Here is a 21,225-nt window from a genome sequence, read left to right on the forward strand (position 1 = left end):
CTCCGGTAGCTAGGGCATGGACTTGTCCCGTGCAAGCGCCAGCGGTTGCGGGGAAGCGAGCAGGTGAGTAACGGTTGCGGAAGAGAAGGTGGCGATGGGCCGCTCCGAGGAGTGTCGTTTGTGAGCGGTCACACTGCAGCCGACGGGCAGCGCAGTCTTTTCATATTGTCGCCCGGTGACCGGGATGGCCTGTCCCAGGCCGCTAGGCAGGCGGGATGGCGTGCCATCGCGGCTCGCCGCACAAGCGATGCCGCCCGCCGCCTGCTTCACAGCGACGCGCAGATCGCATTGATCGACATGCGAAAACCCGGCGATGTGGATGTCGGCGCGATCACGTCCATTGCCCCTGCGGTGAATGCTGGGGGCGGCGCGTTGATCATATTGATTGACGGTGGCGACATAAGCACCGTGCCTTCCTTGCTGGACGCAGGCGCGACCCATTTCCTGACCTCCCCCTATTCTGGGGATGACCTTCGGGCGACGCTGGCCTCCGCCCAGCGGCTGGTCGATCGCCTGGGGGGAGGGGCGGCGCATAGCCAGCGTGCCCAGCGCATCCGTCGCGGCGATGCCCTGTTCTGGGAAATGGACAGGGATGGCCGCGAAATTCGCCTGAGCGACAATCTGGCACGTCATCTTGGCCTCGATCGGCAGTCGATCAGCCCAGCCTCCTTCATTCGCCATCTTCCGCGATCGGAACGGCGACCCGTCATGGCGACGATAAGGGCGATGATGCGTTCGGGCCGGATCGAATCCTTCGCCCATGCCGCGCCTGGGGGAGGTGACGACCGACTGGTCCATCATCTGCGCAAGTTTGACGGCGCTCTGGCCGCCGATGTGGAATGGCTGACTGATGTCCAGAGGCTCGACGCCATAGAGCGGGACGAGCTGACCGGCCTTCGTTCCCGGCAAGCGGCGGTGGACTGGCTGGACCATCGCGCCGGGATGGCGACCACGGTGCTGCTGCTGTCCATCAGCCAGTTTGACAGGATGAACGCGGCCTATGGCCAGGTGGTGGGGGATGCCCTGCTGGGCCGCATCGCGCGGCGAATCGAACGGATGACCGCGGAGGTCGCGGACGGCGCGATTGTCGCGCGGATTGCTGGAACCGAATTCCTGATCGGCCTGACAGGTGACGCCGCCGCGAGTGACCCCGCCACATTCCTGGCGCGCCAGTTGATCGGCGCGGTCGGCCGTCCATTCAGCGCGGGCGATCATGTGATCCGGTTGACCGCTCGCTGTGGCATTGCCCAGTCGAGGACACAGGACGACGCCACCCAATTGCTCCGCCGCGCTGGCACCGCGCTGGCCGATGCGCGCCAAGGCGGGGGGGAGGGTATCCGTATCTTTTCCGCCGAAAAACGTAGCCGTCAGGTCGATGCTGACCAGCTGGAAACCGATTTGCGCCTGGCCCTTCATCGAGGGGAGATCGCCATCATTTTCCAGCCGCAATATCCCGTCGATGGCGAAGCGATGATCGGCGTAGAGGCGCTCGCCCGCTGGAATCATCCGCAATATGGGCCGTTGGGCGCCGGGATGCTATTCGCGGCGGCGGAACGATCCGACTATATGCTGCCCCTGTCCGCCCATATCCAGGCAGAAGCGTTGCGGCTGGCGGCGGCCTGGCCACCTGCTCTTGGCTCCCTTCGCCTGTCAATCAACGTCACGGCGGAAGATATCGCCCAGCCTGGATTCATGGGACGGTTCCTCAGCCTGGTCGACAGCAGCGGCTTTCCCCGGTCACGCTTGACCGTCGAGATTACCGAAAGCGGGCTGATCGAGGATGTTGAGGGAGCGACGGCGCTGCTGACCGCCCTGCGCGCCGAAGGACTGGCCGTCGCCGTCGATGATTTTGGCACCGGCTATTCCAGCCTAGCCTACCTCAAAAGCCTGCCGCTCGATTATCTGAAGATCGACAGCGGATTGGCGCAGGACATCGCCGGGACGTCGCGTGATCGCATCATCGTTCGGGGCGTGATCCATATGGCAAAGTCGCTGGGCCTGCGCGTAATCGCGGAGGGGGTGGAGACGCAGCAGCAGCTGGAGTTGCTCGCCCGCGAAGGATGCGATTATTATCAAGGATTTCTGCGGTCTGCGGGGGTTTCCTCCGATGATCTGATAGCACTGGCGTCGCAATCGTAGCTGGGGATTGGTTAGAAACCCAGCGCAAGCCGCCCGATCAGGCTGGGTCCCGCATGGCGACTGCCCGGCCCTGCTATGCCGCTGTCGGCAAAGCGCAGGCCTGCGGTCCAGCGCTCCTTCAGATAATCAACGCCGAATCCATAGTCCCAATAGGTGCCGTCGGGTCGCAATCGTGCTGCCCTCAAGGGGTCGGTGACCTGCCCGGATGATCGGCCGATGCGGGCTGAAAGGGTGAATGGGGAGCCCGGAACGCCCGCGATCGCGGATGCGGACAGGTAAAGATTGTCGCCGCCGATTGCGGACTGGCTGGGTGCATAGCTGGCGAACAGGTCGATGCTGGCGGGGCCGATCAGGAAGCCCGCGCCCGCGCCCAATTCCCCATAGCCCTGGCCCGCCGCGCCGGGAAACAGACGGTAGCGCGCTTCGCCCGAAAGCCGCCATCCCCCGACCTGTCGGACAAAGGTTGGACCCACGTCGATCACCGCGTCGGCATTCCCGTGCCGGTCGCTGCCCCAGAGCGTTACCGCCGTTGCGTCCAGGCTCAACCCGTCGGCGATCGGTGCGGAAATCGTGCCGCGCACGACTGGATCGCCCTCACTCCAGCTCAATCCTCGCCTCCGCTCATCGCTGGCGACTTCGATCGAGCCGGACACACCGCCTGCATATTGGGCGAGGGCAGGGGTAGCGCTGGCGGCCGATATCATTGCGGCCACCAGCGCTAGGCGCATCTCAGTTCGTGGCAAGGTTACGTACCGCATCAAGCTCGGCCAATAGCGGTGCGTGGTCCTTTTCCGCAACCGCGATCAAATGTTCGCGGATGTCAGCTTCGTTCCGGGCCAGGGTGCGCTCCGCCGCCTGATGCCCCGGCATGCAAGCACCATGCTCGCTCCCGGAAAACCGCTTGTCACTGGAGACCGTGCGAGCGAGCGCGGGGCCGCTGTTCAGTGCTCGGTCGACGATGATCGTGGCGGTCCATTGGCACCGCTGCATGCTCATGCGCGTCGGGGCTTTTGCGCCCACGGTTTTGGCCTGTATTTCGGTCCGGGCCGTGTAGGTGGCCTGCACCGGCGTTCCGCGATGATCAATTTGCACGCTATGCGTGGCCGCCGTCGCCGCGAGGGCGATGAGGGTCAAACTCATGTCATTCTCCTGCTTGATGCCGGGCTTTGGCGCACGGTCATCGGCGCTGGATGTAGATAGTGACTGTTGCTGTCCTTTTTCCGGGTTTTAACAAAGCCATGCTGAAGCCGCCGCTTTGGTCCGGGCGACGACCTATCCCGCCGCCGCCTTCGCCAGCCCCTTCGACAGTTGCAGCGCGCCGTTCAACCGCGCCGCCGGATCGGCCCAGGCGCGGTCCAACACCACCTTGCTATCGGGCCGCAGCCGCGCCACTCCGTTCAACCGCTGGACGTATGCAATCAGGGCCTCTGGCCTCGGGAAGCGGTCCTCAAAGAAGCTGACCAGCGCGCCCTTGGCTCCTACATCGATCTTGGAGATATTCGCCGTCACGCAATTCTGCTTGATCTCGATAATCTTGAAAAGGTTCTGCGTGGGTGCGGGTAGTTTGCCAAAACGATCGATCAACTCTGCCGCGAACGCCTCCAGCCCTTGCCGATCCTCGACCTCGTTCAACCGGCGGTAGAGGCCCATTCGCAAGTCCAGGTCCGGCACATAATCTTCCGGGATGAGGATCGGCGCATCCACCGTGATCTGGGGTGAGAAGCTGTCCCGCTTCTCCACTCCAGCGCCGCCAGCCTTCGCCTCCAGGATCGCGTCCTCCAGCATCGACTGGTATAGTTCGAACCCGACCTCCTTGATGTGGCCGGACTGCTCGTCCCCGACAAGATTGCCCGCGCCGCGAATGTCGAGGTCGTGGGACGCCAGCTGGAACCCGGCCCCCAGCGTATCGAGATCGGACAGGACCTTCAGCCGCTTTTCCGCCGTGTCGGTGATCACCCGGTTCGCGGGCGTGGTGAAATAGGCATAGGCCCGCGTCTTGGACCGACCGACCCGTCCGCGAAGCTGGTAAAGCTGGGCCAGTCCGAACCGATCGGCCCGATGGATGATCAGCGTGTTGGCCGAAGGAATATCGAGCCCGCTTTCCACGATGGTGGTCGATAGCAGCACGTCGTAGCGCTTGTCGTAAAAGGCGGACATGCGTTCTTCGACATCGGTGGCGCTCATCTGCCCATGGGCGACCACGGGCCGGACTTCCGGCACTTCAGTGCGCAGGAATTCCTCCACTTCGGTCAGGTCGGCAATGCGCGGCACGACGAAGAAACTCTGCCCGCCGCGATAATGTTCGCGCAGCAAAGCTTCGCGGATCACCACCCCGTCCCAGGGCATGATGTAGGTCCGCACCGCCAGGCGATCCACCGGCGGGGTCTGGATAACCGACAATTCACGCAGGCCCGACATCGCCATCTGCAAGGTACGCGGGATCGGCGTCGCTGTCAGCGTCAGCACATGGACGTCGGTCTTGAGCGACTTCAACCGTTCCTTATGTGTCACGCCGAAACGCTGTTCCTCGTCAACGATGACCAGTCCCAGCCGCTTGAACTCCAGCCCCTTGGTCAGCAGCGCATGGGTGCCCACCACTATGTCGATCGTGCCATCGGCCAGGCCAGCCTTGACCGCCTTTGCCTCCTTATCCGGTACCAGCCGCGACAGGCGACCGACCTTCACCGGAAAGCCCCGGAAGCGCTCCTCGAAGTTCATATGATGCTGCCGCGCGAGCAGGGTAGTAGGGCAGATCAGCACGACCTGCATCCCCGCCATCGCCGCCACGAAAGCGGCCCGCAGGGCGACTTCGGTCTTGCCGAATCCAACGTCGCCGCACACCAGCCGGTCCATGGGCCGCCCGGCACCCAGATCATCGACCACGTCCATGATGGCGCGGTCCTGATCCTCAGTCTCCTGATAGGGGAAACGGTCCACGAAAGCGGGATAACCGGCGCTATCCGGCTCCGCCACGGTCGCCGCCCGGAGCGCGCGTTCCGCCGCCGTCTTGAGCAGTTCGCCCGCAATTTCGCGGATGCGCTCCTTCATCCGCGCTTTGCGCCGTTGCCACGCTTCGCCGCCCAACTTGTCGAGGCTCACGCCCTCGCTGTCGGAGCCGTAGCGGGACAGGACCTCCAGATTTTCGACCGGCACATAAAGCTTGTCGCCGCCCGCATATTCCAAAGCCACGCAGTCATGCGCCGCCTTGGCCACGGGGATCTGCATCAACCCCTCATAGCGCCCGATCCCATGGTCCAGATGCACCACCAGATCGCCGGGGGACAGCGTCGCCAGTTCCGCCAGAAATGCGTCGGCGCTCTTCTTCCGCTTGGCCCGGCGCACCAGCCGGTCGCCCAGCATGTCCTGTTCGGTCAGCACCGCCACGTCGGGCGCGGTGAAGCCGTGGTCCAGCGGCAGGACGGTCAATACCGTGCTGCCCCCTGCGGCGATCCCCAGCGCCTCCTGCCAGCTGTCCGCCGCTGCGACCCGTTTCAGTCCATGATCGACCAGCAAGCCGGAAAGCCGTTCGCGCGCGCCGCCGGAATAGCTGGCGATGACGACCTTCTTCTTTGTCCGCTGGAGCGACGCGATATGCTTGCCCACCGCTTCATAGACATTCGCGTTCTGCGCCCGCTCCGGCGCGAAATCGCGCGGGCCATCGACAGCGAAATCGATGACAGAGGCGCTTTCCGGCTCATGAAAGGGGGTGGTGGCGTGCATCGGCCACGCCCGTACGACGCCGTCCCATTCCTGCGCGTCCAGATAGAGCGCCGATGGCTCCAAAGGCCGATATGCCCCTGGATCGGAGGATTTCGCCTGCACCCGATTGGCGTGATAGTCGCGGATCGCCTCGAACCGGCTCTCCGCCGCTCCGACGACGCCATGATCCAGCACGATGACGGTATCGTCGCTCAGATGGTCGGTCATCGGCACCAGCCGTTCCTCGAACAACGGCAGCCAATGTTCCATCCCCGCCAACCGCCGCCCGTCGCTCACCGCCTGATATAGCGGGTCGCCGGTCGCCGTCGCTCCAAAGGTTTCGCGATAGCGTCCACGAAACCGCTTGATCGTATCCTCATCCAGCAACGCCTCGGACGCCGGGAGCAGCGTGAATCCGTCGACACTGCCGCTGGTCCGTTGATCGGCGGGATCGAAACGCCGCACCGTCTCAATCTCATCCCCGAAGAAATCGAGCCGTAGTGGCTGTTCCTCGCCGCCGGGGAACAGGTCGACAATGCCGCCGCGAATGGCGAATTCCCCCCGGTCATGCACCGTATCGGTCCGCACATAGCCGTTGGCCTGCAACATCTCGGCCAGCCGCGAAATTGCGATCCGTTCCTTGGGGGCGAGCTTTGCCACGAGCTGCCGCACACGAAAGGGCGTCAACGTCCGCTGCGTCAGCGCGTTGAGCGTGGTCAGGACAAGCTGCGGCCCCTTGGGCGTGCCTTGCAAGCCATATAGGCCCGCCAATCGTGCCGACGCCGTTCGCAACGAAGGGCTTGCCCGGTCATAGGGCAGGCAATCCCAAGCCGGAATCTCGACAATCTCTATCTCTGGCGCGAAATAATGCGCCGTGTCCGCCACCGCCCGCATGAGTTGTTCATCGGGCGCGACGAACAGCGCACGGGATGGCGCGGCGCGTGCGATGTCCGCCAGCAACCAGGGCTGAAACCCCGCGGGAACCCCGGACAGGGTGACAGGAAAGGAGGCTTTGAGGATTTTCTGAAGGTCGGTCAAACTAGCAACATCCGTTCGGGCTGAGCTTGTCGAAGCCCTGCACTTCTTTCCGAGGAAAAGTGAGGCCCTTCGACAAGCTCAGGGCGAACGTGAAGAGAGGGCGCCTATTTCCGCCCAATCTCCACAAAATCCATCTTCACGAATTTATCCCACATCGGCCCGCGCCATTCATCGGGCAGCGGCAGCGTGCCCAAGGCCCAAGCCATGATGTCGGCATCCTGTTCCTCGATAAATCGTTCGAACCAGTCGATATCCTCTTCGCTCCACTCTGCATGATAGCAATCGAAAAAGCCGCCGACGGCCAGGTCCGCTTCCTTGATGCCACGATGCCAGGCCCGGAACTGCAGGCGGCGGATGCGGGGATCTTCGTTCACAATTTGTTCCTTAGCCGTGCATGCGAGATTTGCCGATCGGATGTTTGCGCATCGTCCCGGCTGGGCTAGAGCATTGGGCCATAACCATGCGACCAGATATCCTCAACCCACTCTTCGCCGAAATCGAAGCGCTCAAAGGCGTAGGCCCCGCGCTGGCCAAGCCGCTGGAACGCCTTGGGCTGGCCCGCGCCGTCGATGTGGCGTTTCACCTGCCGGTCAGCTTTGTTGATCGCCACATGGTGGACGAACTGCATCTGTCCGATTCAGGGCGCGTCGTCGGCATCATCCTCACGCCCACCGATTACCGGGCATCGGGCAGCGCGCGCGCGCCCTTTCGCGTGCATGCACAGGACAGGCACGGCAACAGCGTGGGGCTGGTCTATTTTGGCCGCAACAGCGCCTGGCCCCGCAAGTTGTTGCCGCTGGGCGAACCCAAATTCATTTCCGGCAAGCTGGAAGCCTATGGCGATAATCTTCAGATCGTCCACCCCGACTATGTCCTGCCGCCGGAGGAAGCCGCCACCATTCCCGCGCGCGAACCAGTCTATGGCCTGTCCGAAGGTCTGACCAACAACCGCATGCGCGATCTTGTGGCGCAATCCCTGCTTCGCGCGCCTGAACTTCCTGAATGGATCGAACCCAGCCTGCTCGCCCGCAAGGGGTGGCCCGTCTGGCGCGAAGCCCTGACTCGCATTCACGCCGATCCCAGCGATGCACAGGCGCGGGAACGCCTCGCCTATGATGAAATCTTCGCGGGCCAACTCGCGCTGATGCTGGTTCGCCAGTCGTCCCGCAAGCGCAGGGGCATGCCGATCGCTGGAGATGGCCGCTTGCGCGCGATGCTGCAATTGCCCTTCGCCCCGACAGGCGCCCAACGCCGCGCTTTCGGAGAGATTGAGGGCGACATGGCGCAGCCTGTCCCCATGCTCCGCCTGCTTCAGGGGGATGTGGGGTCGGGCAAGACTCTGGTGGCGCTGATGGCGCTTCTCAACACGGTCGAAGCTGGTGCACAGGGCGCGCTCCTAGCCCCGACCGAAATTCTCGCTCGCCAGCATTATGAAACATTGCGCAAAATGGTGTCAGGGCTTCCCGTCACCATCGCGATCCTGACAGGCCGGGAAAAGGGCAAGACCCGTGAGTCAACGCTGATGGGCCTGGCGGATGGCAGCATCGACATCCTCGTCGGCACGCACGCCATTTTCCAGGAAGCGGTCCGTTACAAGAATCTCGCGCTGGCGGTCATTGATGAGCAGCATCGCTTCGGCGTGGCCCAGCGCATGATGCTGGCTTCCAAAGCCGAGCGCACGCCGCATCTGCTGGTGATGACGGCTACCCCGATCCCGCGCACCCTGACGCTGACCTATTATGGCGAGATGGACGTGTCGCGACTGGACGAAATGCCGCCGGGCCGCCAGCCGATTCAGACCGTCGTCATGTCCGCCAACCGCCTTGATGAAGTAGTGGAAGCGCTCGCCCGCCATGTCGAAGGCGGCGGCCAGGCCTATTGGGTCTGCCCCCTGGTCGAGGAAAGTGAAACCAGCGACCTGGCCGCCGCCGAAGCACGGGCGGAAATGCTGCGGCTTCGTTTCGGCGAGCTTGTCGGACTTGTTCATGGCCGCATGAAAGGGCCGGACAAGGACGCGGCGATGGACGCATTCGCCACGGCCCGGACCAGGATACTCGTCGCGACCACGGTCATCGAGGTCGGCGTTGATGTGCCCAACAGCAACCTGATCATCATTGAAGGCGCGGATCGCTTCGGCCTTGCCCAGCTTCACCAGCTGCGCGGGCGGGTCGGGCGGGGGCAGAATCACAGCGTCTGCATCCTCCTTCGCGGCGGCGCTCTGTCCGAAACCAGCCGCGCCCGTCTCGCGCTGATGCGGGAAACCAATGACGGTTTCCGCATAGCGGAAGAAGATTTGCGCCTGCGTGGTGCGGGTGAGATATTGGGGACCCGGCAATCCGGTGAGCAGCAACTGAAACTCGCGAGTCCCGAACATCTGTCGGCGCTGCTGGATTCAGCCTGCGACGACGCCCATCTTCTGATCGACCGCGACGGCGGCCTTAGCGAAGCCAGGGGCGAAGCTGCAAGAACCTGCCTCTACCTTTTTGAACGGGACGCGGCGGTGGGCTTGCTTCGGAGCGGGTAGGATTACGGAAGCTGCTTCACCACGCCGTCTGACGGGGCGGGATGAGCGATAGCATCGCTTCATAAATGCGCGGTTCGACCGGCTGAAGGAACTCGACCCCGATCCGTTTGTCCTCGGACCATCGCACTTCGGTTTTCATGTCCTTGACGATGGGTAGCCAGACCGACAATCGCTGACCGACCATCAACTCTGCCTCCGTCCGGCACATAAGGCCAAGGGGCGAAATGTTGATGATCCGCGCGCCGTGCGACTGGCCGCCGACCAGGATGTGGCTGACCATATCGACGAGAACGCGGGGCGCTCGCCGTTGATCTATGGAAGGATCGCGCGATTTGGCGACATGGGCGAGGCTTGCGAGCACCGAAGACATGAGGCGCAGACTAGGACATGGAAGATCATCGCTTCCTTACCGTTCATAGTTTACGTCGCTTTAACACTCATATTTTCAAGCGGTTACCAGCCCGTGCTTCTTTGCCCCGAAGCTGACCTTGTCGCCTGCCTTGAGAGCCGTCGCGGGATCGCTGACAACCTCGCCATTCACGCGGATGGCGCCTTCGGTCAGTTTGCGGCGCACTTCCTTGTTGGACGTCGCAAAGCCCAGCGCGGTAGTGCCCTGAACGATGTTCAGCCCGTCCGCGCCGACGCTGACGGTTGGCAGATTGACGTCTGACGCGCCTTCTTCGAATGTCTTGCGCGCCGTTTCCGCCGCCGCAGTCGCTGCATCGATGCCCCGGCAGAGCGCCGTCGCTTCATTGGCGAGGATTTTCTTTGCCTCGTTGATCTCCGCGCCCTGCAGCGCGGCCAGCCGATTGATCTCATCCATCGGCAGATCGGTGAACAGACGTAGCCTGGTCGCGACGTCGGCGTCGGCGGTATTCCGCCAGAACTGCCAATAGTCGTAGCTGGAAAGCTGATCCTCGTTCAGCCACACGGCGCCGCCCACCGTCTTGCCCATCTTGGTCCCGTCAGCGTTGGTCAGCAGCGGGGTGGTGAGGCCGAAAACCTGCGTTCCGTCCACGCGCCGAGCCAGCTCGACACCGTTCACGATATTGCCCCACTGATCCGACCCGCCCATCTGAAGCCGGCAGCCCGACCGACGCGACAGCTCCAGAAAATCATAGGCCTGTAGGATCATATAGTTGAATTCAAGGAAGCTGAGCGACTGTTCGCGATCCAGCCGCATCTTGACCGAGTCAAAGCTCAGCATCCGGTTGACCGAAAAATGCTGGCCGATGTCGCGCAGGAAGGGGATATATTCCAGCCGGTCGAGCCATTCCGCATTGTCCAGCATGATGGCGTCCGTCGGACCGTCGCCGAACGTCAGGAACCGTTCAAACACGCTTTTGATGCTCGCCACATTCTGCGCGATCAGGTCGGTGGTCAGCAGCTTACGTGCTTCATCCTTGAAACTTGGGTCGCCAATCTTGCCGGTTCCGCCACCCATCAGGACGATTGGCTTGTGCCCGGCCTTTTGCAACTGCCGCAGCATCATGATCGACACGAGATGGCCGACATGCAGTGATGGGGCGGTGGGATCAAAACCGATATAGCCCGGCACGACCTGCTTTGTGGCGAGCGCATCCAGCCCCCCAGCGTCGGTCAACTGGTGGATGTAGCCGCGCGTTTCGAGCAGGCGGAGCAGATCGGATTGATAGCTGGTCATAACGCCGCGTCCTCTAGCATCGGCTTTACCGCACGAAAAGGCCCGATAGCCCAAGGTCCGTTCAGGCGGCGCTTGTCGAAGCCGCCCACTTCTCCCTACAAGGAGCAACTGGGCAAAGTTGCAGGAATGTGGGCGAAGAATGACCAAGATGCTGGCAATCGGCCTGATGTCGGGGACGTCGCGCGACGGTATCGACGCTGCGTTGATCGAAACCGACGGCGAAGCCAGTGTTGCAGCGGTCGCCTTCCACGCCAAGGCTTATGCCGACGGCTTTCGCCTGCGCCTTGCCGAAGCGTGCCAGCGCGCCATGGCGATGGACAAGCCCGGTTTCGAACCGATCATTCACGCGGTGGAGGAAGAACTGACTGCTCTGCACGTCGATGCGGTGGCCGATCTGCTCAGCCGTAGCGGGCATGTGGCGCAGGATATTTCCGTCATCGGCTTCCATGGGCACACGGTCGCGCATCGCCCGGAACGGAAATGGACCTGGCAGATCGGGGACGGTGCGGCGCTCGCGGGCGCATTCGGGATTCCGGTAGTAGGCGATCTGCGAAGCGATGATGTCCGCGCAGGCGGGCAGGGCGCGCCTTTGATGCCGGTCTATCATCGCGCGCTTGCCGGAACGCTGCCCAAGCCCGTCGCCATCCTAAACCTGGGCGGGGTCGCCAACATCACGGCTATCGGGCCGGACGGCGCGCTGGTGGCGTTTGACACCGGCATGGCGAGCGGCCTGATCGACAATTGGATGCAGACGCATGGCGATGTCGCCTTTGACGCGGACGGGCAGGCGGCGGCGCGTGGCATGGTGGATGAAGCGCGGCTTGCTACGCTGATGGCCGATCCCTGGTTCGGCCTTGCGCCGCCCAAGAGCATCGACCGTGAGGCATTTTCCATCGAATCCATTCGCGGGCTGGAACTGGACGATGGCGCGGCGACGCTCACCGCCTTTTCGGCGGCGGCGGTAGCGCGAGGGCTGGAGCATCTGCCCGAACGGCCCCGGCGCATCTATGTGGCGGGGGGAGGACGTCACAATGCGACGCTGATGACGATGCTGCGCACGCGCACCGGCATCGATGTGCGGTCGGTGGATGAGCTGGGCTGGGATGGCGACGCGCTGGAGGCGCAGGGTTTCGCCTATATGGCTGTCCGCCATCTGAAGGGATTGCCGATCAGCTTTCCCGGCACCACCGGCGTCCCCCATCCACTGCAGGGCGGCGTTCTGTTCCCGCCTGCCTGATCGTCAGCGTTTGCGGGTCAGTTCGCGCATGGCCCCGTCGATACCCTCGATCGTCAGGGGATACATGCGGTCGTTCATGATCTCCCGTATCATCCGGTTCGACTGGCTATAATCCCATTGGGCGCGGGGAAGCGGGTTCAGCCACACGGCCGCCGGATAGGTATGTAGCAGGCGGCTCATCCAGACCGATCCAGCTTCATCATTCATATGTTCCACCGATCCGCCGGGATGCATGATCTCATAGGGGCTCATGGTCGCGTCTCCGACCAGGATCACCTTATAATCATGCCCATATTTGTGGAGGATGTCCCAGGTGGGCAACCGCTCCGCAAAGCGGCGGCGGTTATCCTTCCACACGCCTTCATAAAGGCAATTGTGGAAGTAGAAGAATTCCATATTCTTAAATTCGCTGGTGGCTGCCGAAAACAGCTCCTCGCACAGGCTGATGAATGGGTCCATGGACCCGCCCACGTCGAAAAAGATCAGCAGCTTGACCGCATTGTGCCGCTCTGGCCGCATGCGGATGTCCAGCCATCCCTGACGGGCTGTGCCACGGATCGTTTCATCCAGGTCCAACTCACTCGCGGCACCTTCCCTTGCGAAGCGGCGAAGGCGACGCAGCGCGACCTTGATGTTGCGCGTGCCCAGTTCCTTGTCATTATCCAGATTCTGGAACTCGCGCTTTTCCCACACCTTGATCGCACGTTTGTGCCGACTTTCGCCGCCGATCCGCACGCCTTCCGGGTTGTAGCCGCCATGGCCGAAAGGCGACGTGCCGCCCGTGCCGATCCATTTGTTGCCGCCCTGATGGCGGCCCTTCTGTTCCTCCAGCCGCTTTTTGAGCGTGTCCATGATCTCGTCCCACGACCCCAGAGACTTGATCTTTTCCATCTCCTGCGCCGACAGATATTTTTCCGCGATCAGCCGCAGCCAGTCTTCCGGGATGTCCGCCTCGATCGTTTCAGCGTCCAGAACGCCCTTGAAGACGCGGGCAAATACCTGGTCGAAACGGTCGAGCAGCCCTTCATCTTTCACATAGGTCGCGCGGGCGAGATAATAGAATTCTTCTGGCTTCCACGCGATCACGTCGCGATCGAGCGCCTCCAGCAACAGCAAATGCTCCTTGATGCCAGCTGGGATGCCAGCGGTGCGGAGCGCATCCAGAAAATTGAGCATCATGACCCGGCCCTTGTCTGACAGCGCAGGACGGGATGCAAGCTGGAGTGGGCAGGCTATGCGATAATTGTTGCATCGCATTACAAATGCGGCAGTATCCCCCAGATTAGCGGGGTGCAAAGTCATTGAACAACGGCGATTTACTGATCGGGCTGGGGGAGCAGTCCGGCGACCTCGCGCTGCAATGCAGCGAGACGGCGGGCTTTCTCGGGGAGTTGACCCTGCGTATCCGGGAAGATTCGACCCGGCTTGGCCAACTGCAATCCAACATGGAAACGCTGGCGGTCAGCCAGAATGAAAGCGTCGCCGCCGCTCAGGAACTCAGCCTGACCGCGCGGCGTGCCGGGCGGATCATTGCCGAGGGGCATGAGGCGATCACCCTTTCGCTGACGGAGCTTAGCGGCCTGGTCGAACATGTCACCGGCCTGGAAGGACATCTGCGTCAGTTTTTGAGCGTCATCGAAACGGTCGGTGGTATATCGGACCAGCTGGCGGGGATCGCTCGCCAGACCCGCCTGCTGGGCGTCAACGCGGCGATCGAAGCAGCGCGCGGTGGAGAAGCGACGCAGGGCTTTGCCGTCGTGGCCGAAGAAATCCGCCGACTGGCCGGGCAGGCGGGTGATTCAGCCGCTTCGGTAGGCGATAAGCTGGGACTGCTGGATCGGGACGCCCGCTATCTTATCAGCGGGGTGGAGGCCAATATTCTTCGCGGTCGGGATGTGCGCGCGCATATCGATACGCTCAACAGGACGATGGCCGACATTGCGTCCCTGGTTACCCAGTTTGGCGAAAGGTCCGACGCGATCATGTCGTGCACCGACGAAGCGGATGGCGATGTCGCGGCCCTGCGCCAGGGGCTGACGATCTTTAGCGGTTCTGCCGTCGAAAGCGCCTCTCGCGTCGAAGCGGCGCGCGGCCAGTTGGAGACGCTGGAAGCCATGGCGAACGACATGCTGAACGCGGCGGCGCACGGGAGCCATCAGACCCGCAACAGCCGCTATATCGCCTTTGCGGAAGAAGGCGCGGAAGAGGTCGCGGCGCTGATCGGGCAGGCGATAGACGCGGGCGAACTGACGACCGCGGCCCTGTTCGATACGGGCTATCGGCTGGTCCCCGGTTCTAATCCCGTCCAATATGAAAATGGCTTCACCGGCTTTGCGGACCGCTTCATTCAGCCGATACTCGACCGCCGGACCGCGCAGGATGAAGCTATCGTCGGCTGCTGCCTCATCGACATGAACGGTTACCTCCCCACGCATATCAGCGCGCGCAGTCTTCCGCAGCGACCGCGCGAGCCGCAATGGAACATGGAACATTCGCGCAACCGGCAAATCTTCATGGACGGCCAGACCCGTCGCGCCTTGACCGGAGATGGCGACTTTTTCCTCTTCACCTATCGCCAGGATCTGGGCGAGGGGCGCTATCGGGCGTTGCGCAGCGTATTCGTGCCGCTCACGTTCGGGGGGCGACGCTGGGGCCTCTACGAAGTCGGATATCTGATCTGACGAGCGATGCGGTTGCCTTTAGTTGCCTATGCCGCGCGCGCCGCACGGTGACGTCGCCATTGGCGCATAGTCGTTATCGACCCTGCCGCCGCGCCATGAAGGCCAGCCGTTCGAACATCATGATATCCTGCTCATTCTTGAGCAACGCGCCATGGAGCGGCGGGATCGCCTTGGTCGGATCGCGGTCCTGCAGCACATCCAGCGGCATATCTTCCGCCAGGATCAGCTTCAGCCAGTCGAGCAGTTCGCTGGTTGAAGGCTTTTTCTTAAGGCCCGGAACATCGCGGATTTCGTAGAATATCTCCAGCGCCCGGCTGACTAGTATCTTCTGGATACCTGGAAAGTGGACATCAATGATGGCCTGCATCGTCTCCCGGTCAGGGAATTTGATGTAATGGAAGAAACAGCGGCGCAGGAAGGCGTCGGGCAGTTCCTTTTCATTGTTTGACGTGATGACGACCACTGGCCGGTCCTTCGCGGCGACCGTCTCCCCCGTCTCATAGACGTGGAAGGCCATGCGATCGAGTTCCTGCAACAGGTCGTTGGGAAATTCGATGTCGGCCTTGTCGATCTCGTCGATCAGCAGGACGGGCAAGGTGGGGGATGTGAATGCCTCCCACAGCTTCCCCTTGCGGATATAGTTGCCAATGTCGTGGACGCGCGGGTCGCCCAACTGACCGTCGCGCAGGCGAGCGACGGCATCATATTCATACAGGCCCTGATGCGCCTTGGTCGTCGATTTGACGTTCCATTCGATCAACGGCGCATCAAGCGCCTTGGCGATTTCCTGCGCCAGCACCGTCTTGCCGGTGCCCGGTTCCCCCTTTACGAGCAAGGGACGGCGCAGCAGCACCGCAGCGTTGACCGCGACCTTCAGATCGTCGGTCGCGACATAGTCTTCCGTACCTTCAAATCGCATCAGTTCGTCCGCTTATCCTGTTCGTCACCGACGTAGGGAAAGCGGCACGCGGTCGCAATGCGTTTGTCTGGCTGATCAGCAACGTGCCGGTTAGCGCTTATGGCGGCGCATCTGAGCCCGAGCCTTCAGCAGGTCCCACAAGCCGCGCTGCTGGGTTAATAGTTGCCGGGCACCGAACTGCATTGCCCGGTCGGTAGCGTCATCGCCGCCAATAGTGCGCGCAAGTGCAACGGTGGCTGCGCGGTCGGGCAGTTCGCAGGCATAGGGCTCAAGCCCTACGCGGATCGCAGCGACGTCCAACCCGTGACGAACTGCGCGCCAGTCAAGGACCAGCGCGATGGCGGCACCCACGGCGCATCCGCGCCTGTCCGATTGGGCGAGCATGTCGAGCGCGTGGCGTTGCTGGCTGACGACGGTCTCGCAATCGCTTTGCCCGGCGGTGCTGGGGGCGGGGCCAGTCGCAACGGTGATCTGCGTCAGATAGGCGCGTTCCCGCGCGAACGCCTCCGCCGCCTGGGCTAGCCATGCCCGGCCCGAATCGTCCGCCGATCGAGTCGCCGCATGATCGATGACGCCGGGATGACGACCGTGGAGCAGGCAGAGATAATGGGCCGCGTCCGCCAGGTCGGCCAGCGTCAGGACGGCGTCGCGGCCAATGCCTGCGCGGACGCTGTCAGCATGGGCGTGGCCCGCTGTTCCGTCTGCGGCGACCAGCGCTTCCACGACCTGAGAGATTTCGCCCGATGTTGAGCGCGCTGCTGCTTGGTTCATGATCAATCCCTGTGCGGCGCAAATCTTTGCCGCCGAAACAGGAGAATAGGAAATCGAGGTAAAAGAGCAGTTTACGCGACAAAAAAAGAGCGGCTCTAAAGCCGCCCTTTCGGATCATTTTATCGCTTGCCAGCCTCTATTGGTCGAGGAAGCTGCGCATTTTGCGGCTGCGGCTGGGGTGTTTCAGCTTGCGCAGCGCTTTCGCCTCGATCTGGCGGATGCGTTCACGGGTCACGCTGAACTGCTGGCCCACTTCCTCCAGCGTATGATCGGTGTTCATGCCGATGCCAAAACGCATGCGCAGCACGCGTTCTTCGCGGGGGGTCAGCGATGCCAGAACGCGGGTAACAGTTTCTTTGAGGTTAGCCTGAATCGCTGCATCCACCGGGATGATCGCGTTCTTATCCTCGATGAAATCGCCCAGGTGCGAATCCTCCTCGTCGCCGATCGGCGTTTCGAGGGAGATTGGCTCCTTGGCGATTTTCATCACCTTGCGAACCTTTTCCAGTGGCATGGAAAGGCGCTCGGCCATTTCCTCAGGCGTTGGTTCGCGGCCCTGTTCATGCAGGAACTGACGGCTGGTACGGACCAGCTTGTTGATCGTTTCGATCATATGAACCGGAATACGAATGGTCCGCGCCTGATCAGCGATCGATCGCGTGATTGCCTGACGGATCCACCAGGTCGCATAGGTGCTGAACTTGTACCCGCGGCGATATTCGAATTTGTCGACCGCCTTCATCAGGCCGATATTGCCTTCCTGAATAAGATCAAGGAATTGCAGGCCACGGTTCGTATATTTTTTAGCGATGGAGATGACGAGGCGCAGATTTGCCTCCACCATTTCCTTCTTCGCGATCCGCGCCTCGCGCTCGCCCTTCTGGACCATGTTCACGATGCGGCGGAATTCAGACAGCGACATGCCCGTCGCCTGGGCGATTTCGCTCACTTCATTGCGGATGCGTTCGACGGCGGGGCCTTCAGCCGCCGCGAAAGCCGCCCACTTCTTGTCGATACCAGCCGCCCGGTCCAACCAGCCATCGTCCAGCTCATGGTTCACGTAACGGTCGAGGAAATCCTTGCGGTTGACCTTGTGCCGTTCAGCGAGGCGCAGCATTTGCCCGCCCAGCGCGGTCAAACGGCGGTTATAGGCGTAGAGCTGATCGACCAGATATTCGATCTTCTGTTGATGGAACTGGACGCTTTCGACTTCGGCGGTCAGCTTTTCGCGCAGCTCCTGATATTCGTCCTCGCTCTTCTGGCTGAGGCTTTCGCCGGTCCCCATCGCGGCCATGCGCGATTCCTGCACCTTGGAAAAGGTACGGAAGATTTCGGTGATGGTCGCGAACTTCTCCAGCGCCATCGGCTTGAGCGTTTCTTCCATCTGGGCGAGGGAGAGCGTGTTGTCCTCTTCCTCTTCCTCTTCCACACGGCGCGCGCGACGTTCCGTCAGGCCATCCTCTTCCTCATCGGAATCTGCGGCTTCCTCTTCCGGCTCTTCTTCTTCCTTGAAGCTGGGGCCAGCGGTTTTCTCACTGATTTCGCCGTCATCATCCTCGGCGCCCTCTTCCAGATTTTCAGGAGCGGGGTCCTTGGACAGCATCGCGTCGAGATCCAATATCTCGCGCAGCTGCATCTCGCCGTTGTTGAGGGCGGTGGACCATTCGATGATCGCGTTGAACGTCGTCGGGCTTTCGCAAAGGCCCAGAATCATCGTGTCGCGACCGGCCTCGATCCGCTTGGCGATGGCGATCTCGCCCTCACGGCTCAGCAGTTCGACCGCGCCCATTTCGCGCAGATACATCCGCACGGGGTCGTCGGTGCGGTCTACGGTTTCTTTCTTCTTTTCGGTGACCAGCTTGGGTGCGCCATCGTCGTCACCCGAATCATCTTCGGCGTCTTCGGCATCCTCGCGTTCGCGTTCGCGCTCGCGCTGCTCGTCGCCGTCTTCGCTGGCTTCCTCATTCTCGACGATGTTCACGCCCATTTCATTGAGCGCGGCCATGATGTCCTCAATCTGCTCAGAGGACATCTGGTCCTGCGGCAGGGCATCGTTCAGCTCGTCATAGGTGATGTAACCACGCTTTTTCGCGCGTGCGATCAGCTTTTTGACTGACGCCTCATTCAGATCAAGGAGCGGCGCATCGCCGCTATCCATATCCTCGCCCGCACCCTTGCCTGTCGCCTTGCTCGCCATTTATTCGCCTTAGCTCCATCATCCCGCCTGGGGATGATCTATCAAATAATATCTTCGGACTGCGCCAGTTCCGCCAAGCGCTGGTCATGATCCATCTTCATTCGATGGACCCGCTGCTGCTCGGCGAAGCTCTCCTCGTTGAGGTCTTCCCTTGCTCGTCTGGTGGCTTCCGCCAGCGCCGTCTCCAACTCCGGTCCTTGTGCCATCACCCGGATAGCCTCTTCCAGATCGCGCTGAACGCGACCCGAGTCGGTCTTCGTCCTGTGGGAGGTGAATGTGAACGTGTCGGCCCGGAGCATCCCCTTCGCCATATTATACACTTCACCTTGGCCCAATATGGTAAGGAGGCCATCAGTTTCAACTGTTTCTTGCGAGAAGGACGCGGCGACCATCGCGCGCGCCAGTTGGTTCAGCATCGGGTCGCCGATGTAGAGGCCCGCCAGCACCTCCCGATGCACCGCAATCTGATCGGGATGGCGCAGCAGGCTGGCGAGGACCGCGCGCAGCAGGCGTTGCTCCATTCCGCTGACGCCTATCGCTCGCGCCTCGCTGCCGACGGGGGGCAGGGGCGCCTTCCAATTGCCGCGCCGATCTCGCTGCCAACCGGGGCGCGACCCGCCGCCACGCTGACCTTTGGGACCGCCGCCCTGCGCGGTGCGCGCAAAAAACAGCGCATCATATCGCTGCCGGAAAATCTGGACATAATGGGCGCGGACGTCGGGATGGACGATGGCGTCGGTGATGGCCGATAGCCGCTGTTTCAGCGCAGCCCGCTGTTCCGGGGTGTCGAGCGGCACGGCATTTTGTTCATGGGTCCACAGCCGGTCGACCAGCGGTTCGGCCGATGCGAGCACGGCTTCCATGGCGGCCGCCCCTTCTGCCCGGACCAGGTCGTCCGGGTCTTTCCCGGTCGGCAGGGTTGCAAAGGCCAGGCTCATGCCCGGCCGAAGCAGCGGCAGGGCGCGGATGGCGGCGCGCATCGCTGCCTTTTGCCCCGCCGCATCGCCATCGAAGCAGAGGATGGGAACATCCGCCATCTTCCACAGTCGTTCGATCTGATGTTCGGTCAGCGCCGTGCCGAGCGGCGCGACGGCCTCACCAAAGCCCGCCTGCGCCAGCGCGATCACGTCCATATAGCCTTCGACCACGATAATGCGCCCGCTTTGGCGGCTGGCGGGGGAGGCGCGGTCGATATTGTAGAGAGTCCGCCCCTTGTCGAAGAGCGGCGTATCGGGCGAATTCAGATATTTCGGTTCGCCCTGACCCAATATCCGCCCGCCAAAGGCGATTGCCCGGCCACGAATGTCGCGGATCGGCAGCATCAGCCTGCCCCGGAACCGATCATAGGAATCGCGCTCGCCATCGGGATCGATCAGCAGCCCGGCCTCGATCAGCATCGGTTCGCCAAAATCGCGCAGGGCCGTTTTCAGCTTGCCCCGTGAATCAGGGGAATATCCAAAGCCGAACGCACGGCGGGTCGCGTCGCTGATGCCCCGGCGTTGAAGATAATCGCGCGCCTCCGCCCCATCGATGCCGCCCAACTGGTCCTCAAAGAAGCTCTGCGCCGCTGACATGACGTCATGCAGGCCCTTTGCCTGCTCGTTCCGCTTCGCCGCGCGTGGGTCGGGCGCGGGCACGTCCATGCCCGCCGCCGCCGCAAGCTCCTTCACCGCCTCCATGAAGGGCAAGCCGCGATGATCGGTCATCCAGCGAATGGCATCCCCATGCGCCCCGCAGCCGAAGCAATGGTAAAATCCCTTTTCGTCGTTGATCGTGAAGCTGGGGGTTTTTTCATTATGGAAGGGGCAGCACGCCTTATGCTCACGGCCCGCCTTCTGCACCTTCACTGTCCGCCCGATCAGGGTCGAGAGGGACGTTCGCATCCGCAGTTCATCAAGGAAGGCGGGGGAGAGGCTCATACGCGATGGGTTTCCTTATCCCCGTTCGTTTCGAGCGTAGTCGAGAAACGTTCGCGCGGCGGTCGGGCGAGGAGCGATACTAAAGACCAGTTTCCCAATATCATCGCTTCCTTCTTCGCGCGTGACCAACCGCCGACGACGCGTTCTGCTTCCAGCGCTTCAATGCGAGACGAAAAGCTTTCGCTCCATATGAGAGTCACGGGCAATCGTTTGCGTGTGAATTGACTACCCTGCCCCGACAGGTGCAGGCCTATACGATGTTCCAGATCGTCGGTATGCCAAGTGTAATAGCGGCCATCAGAGCATCTGAGCATGTAGGTCCAGAAGGGCATTGATCGTTTATGCCCTAACGCCGCCCGATGTCGAGCCGATGAACGCTATGTATCAAACCCACGGTTCGTTTCGAGCGAAGTCGAGAAACTATATGTGCGCGCTTGC

The 21,225-nt window shown here is 62.2% G+C and carries 16 protein-coding genes; 4 read left to right on the plus strand and 12 right to left on the minus strand.

Features of this window, described 5'->3' with window-relative positions:
• Nucleotides 1–120 precede the first annotated feature (120 nt).
• Entirely contained in the window at nt 121–2,139 is a 2,019-nt protein-coding gene (locus FHS54_RS06830) for an EAL domain-containing protein (RefSeq protein WP_167303052.1), read from the plus strand.
• Between the two features lie 11 nt (nt 2,140–2,150).
• Here FHS54_RS06830 and FHS54_RS06835 read toward each other — a convergent pair whose 3' ends face one another.
• From FHS54_RS06835 to FHS54_RS06850, 4 genes are all read right to left on the minus strand, one after another.
• Nucleotides 2,151–2,843 (minus strand): TorF family putative porin, encoded by a 693-nt coding sequence (locus FHS54_RS06835; RefSeq protein WP_243855683.1) that lies wholly within the window; start codon nt 2,841–2,843, stop codon nt 2,151–2,153.
• Nucleotides 2,844–2,868: 25 nt separating this feature from the next.
• Nucleotides 2,869–3,279 carry a hypothetical protein gene (locus FHS54_RS06840; RefSeq protein WP_167303054.1) on the minus strand — a complete coding sequence of 137 codons (411 nt, stop codon included), beginning with the start codon at nt 3,277–3,279 and terminating at the stop codon, nt 2,869–2,871.
• A gap of 132 nt (nt 3,280–3,411) precedes the next feature.
• A complete protein-coding gene (mfd, locus tag FHS54_RS06845) occupies nt 3,412–6,876 on the minus strand; it encodes a transcription-repair coupling factor (RefSeq protein ID WP_167303055.1) in 3,465 nt (1,154 codons plus the stop codon).
• Between the two features lie 104 nt (nt 6,877–6,980).
• Entirely contained in the window at nt 6,981–7,250 is a 270-nt protein-coding gene (locus FHS54_RS06850; protein WP_167303056.1) for a succinate dehydrogenase assembly factor 2, read from the minus strand.
• An 86-nt stretch (nt 7,251–7,336) separates the two neighbouring features.
• Between FHS54_RS06850 and recG the strand changes: the two genes are divergently transcribed.
• The gene (gene recG / locus FHS54_RS06855; RefSeq protein ID WP_167303057.1) at nt 7,337–9,400 is read left to right on the plus strand and encodes an ATP-dependent DNA helicase RecG; all 2,064 of its coding nucleotides are present in this window, start codon (nt 7,337–7,339) and stop codon (nt 9,398–9,400) included.
• A 16-nt stretch (nt 9,401–9,416) separates the two neighbouring features.
• Here recG and FHS54_RS06860 read toward each other — a convergent pair whose 3' ends face one another.
• Nucleotides 9,417–9,770: a PilZ domain-containing protein gene (locus tag FHS54_RS06860; protein WP_167303058.1), complete on the minus strand. Its 354-nt coding sequence runs from the start codon at nt 9,768–9,770 to the stop codon at nt 9,417–9,419.
• Between the two features lie 75 nt (nt 9,771–9,845).
• The gene (tyrS, locus tag FHS54_RS06865) at nt 9,846–11,063 is read right to left on the minus strand and encodes a tyrosine--tRNA ligase (protein ID WP_167303059.1); all 1,218 of its coding nucleotides are present in this window, start codon (nt 11,061–11,063) and stop codon (nt 9,846–9,848) included.
• A 148-nt stretch (nt 11,064–11,211) separates the two neighbouring features.
• Here tyrS and FHS54_RS06870 point away from each other — a divergent pair, with 148 nt between their 5' ends.
• A complete protein-coding gene (locus tag FHS54_RS06870) occupies nt 11,212–12,300 on the plus strand; it encodes an anhydro-N-acetylmuramic acid kinase (protein WP_167303594.1) in 1,089 nt (362 codons plus the stop codon).
• Between the two features lie 3 nt (nt 12,301–12,303).
• Here FHS54_RS06870 and FHS54_RS06875 read toward each other — a convergent pair whose 3' ends face one another.
• On the minus strand, nt 12,304–13,479 hold the full coding sequence (locus FHS54_RS06875; RefSeq protein WP_167303060.1) for a vWA domain-containing protein: 1,176 nt from the start codon (nt 13,477–13,479) through the stop codon (nt 12,304–12,306).
• A gap of 122 nt (nt 13,480–13,601) precedes the next feature.
• Between FHS54_RS06875 and FHS54_RS06880 the strand changes: the two genes are divergently transcribed.
• Nucleotides 13,602–14,981 (plus strand): methyl-accepting chemotaxis protein, encoded by a 1,380-nt coding sequence (locus FHS54_RS06880; protein WP_167303061.1) that lies wholly within the window; start codon nt 13,602–13,604, stop codon nt 14,979–14,981.
• A 73-nt stretch (nt 14,982–15,054) separates the two neighbouring features.
• Here FHS54_RS06880 and FHS54_RS06885 read toward each other — a convergent pair whose 3' ends face one another.
• The 5 genes from FHS54_RS06885 to FHS54_RS06905 all read right to left on the minus strand — a co-directional run bounded on the left by FHS54_RS06885 (nt 15,055) and on the right by FHS54_RS06905 (nt 21,119).
• Nucleotides 15,055–15,900, minus strand: a complete 846-nt coding sequence (locus FHS54_RS06885; protein ID WP_167303062.1) for an AAA family ATPase — start codon at nt 15,898–15,900, stop codon at nt 15,055–15,057.
• Nucleotides 15,901–15,990: 90 nt separating this feature from the next.
• The gene (locus FHS54_RS06890; protein WP_167303063.1) at nt 15,991–16,671 is read right to left on the minus strand and encodes a DUF6975 family protein; all 681 of its coding nucleotides are present in this window, start codon (nt 16,669–16,671) and stop codon (nt 15,991–15,993) included.
• A gap of 136 nt (nt 16,672–16,807) precedes the next feature.
• Nucleotides 16,808–18,868 carry an RNA polymerase sigma factor RpoD gene (rpoD, locus tag FHS54_RS06895; RefSeq protein WP_167303064.1) on the minus strand — a complete coding sequence of 687 codons (2,061 nt, stop codon included), beginning with the start codon at nt 18,866–18,868 and terminating at the stop codon, nt 16,808–16,810.
• A 41-nt stretch (nt 18,869–18,909) separates the two neighbouring features.
• On the minus strand, nt 18,910–20,787 hold the full coding sequence (gene dnaG / locus FHS54_RS06900) for a DNA primase (protein ID WP_167303065.1): 1,878 nt from the start codon (nt 20,785–20,787) through the stop codon (nt 18,910–18,912).
• The gene (locus tag FHS54_RS06905) at nt 20,784–21,119 is read right to left on the minus strand and encodes a GIY-YIG nuclease family protein (protein WP_167303066.1); all 336 of its coding nucleotides are present in this window, start codon (nt 21,117–21,119) and stop codon (nt 20,784–20,786) included. The genes dnaG and FHS54_RS06905 overlap by 4 nt, the downstream gene beginning before the upstream one ends.
• Nucleotides 21,120–21,225: the final 106 nt, after the last annotated feature.

Origin of the sequence: Sphingobium vermicomposti, from assembly GCF_011762025.1 — a bacterium.
Taxonomy (GTDB): domain Bacteria; phylum Pseudomonadota; class Alphaproteobacteria; order Sphingomonadales; family Sphingomonadaceae; genus Sphingobium; species Sphingobium vermicomposti.

Excerpts from the sequence above, each read along its gene's own strand:
- FHS54_RS06885 (WP_167303062.1), bottom strand. The coding sequence starts at position 15,900 with ATGCGATTTGAAGGTACGGAAGACTATGTCGCGACCGACGATCTGAAG.
- dnaG (WP_167303065.1), bottom strand. The coding sequence starts at position 20,787 with ATGAGCCTCTCCCCCGCCTTCCTTGATGAACTGCGGATGCGAACGTCC.
- FHS54_RS06835 (WP_243855683.1), bottom strand. The coding sequence starts at position 2,843 with ATGATATCGGCCGCCAGCGCTACCCCTGCCCTCGCCCAATATGCAGGC.
- FHS54_RS06890 (WP_167303063.1), bottom strand. The coding sequence starts at position 16,671 with ATGAACCAAGCAGCAGCGCGCTCAACATCGGGCGAAATCTCTCAGGTC.
- FHS54_RS06860 (WP_167303058.1), bottom strand. The coding sequence starts at position 9,770 with ATGTCTTCGGTGCTCGCAAGCCTCGCCCATGTCGCCAAATCGCGCGAT.
- FHS54_RS06905 (WP_167303066.1), bottom strand. The coding sequence starts at position 21,119 with ATGCCCTTCTGGACCTACATGCTCAGATGCTCTGATGGCCGCTATTAC.
- FHS54_RS06870 (WP_167303594.1), top strand. The coding sequence starts at position 11,212 with ATGCTGGCAATCGGCCTGATGTCGGGGACGTCGCGCGACGGTATCGAC.
- tyrS (WP_167303059.1), bottom strand. The coding sequence starts at position 11,063 with ATGACCAGCTATCAATCCGATCTGCTCCGCCTGCTCGAAACGCGCGGC.
- FHS54_RS06840 (WP_167303054.1), bottom strand. The coding sequence starts at position 3,279 with ATGAGTTTGACCCTCATCGCCCTCGCGGCGACGGCGGCCACGCATAGC.
- rpoD (WP_167303064.1), bottom strand. The coding sequence starts at position 18,868 with ATGGCGAGCAAGGCGACAGGCAAGGGTGCGGGCGAGGATATGGATAGC.
- FHS54_RS06875 (WP_167303060.1), bottom strand. The coding sequence starts at position 13,479 with ATGATGCTCAATTTTCTGGATGCGCTCCGCACCGCTGGCATCCCAGCT.
- recG (WP_167303057.1), top strand. The coding sequence starts at position 7,337 with ATGCGACCAGATATCCTCAACCCACTCTTCGCCGAAATCGAAGCGCTC.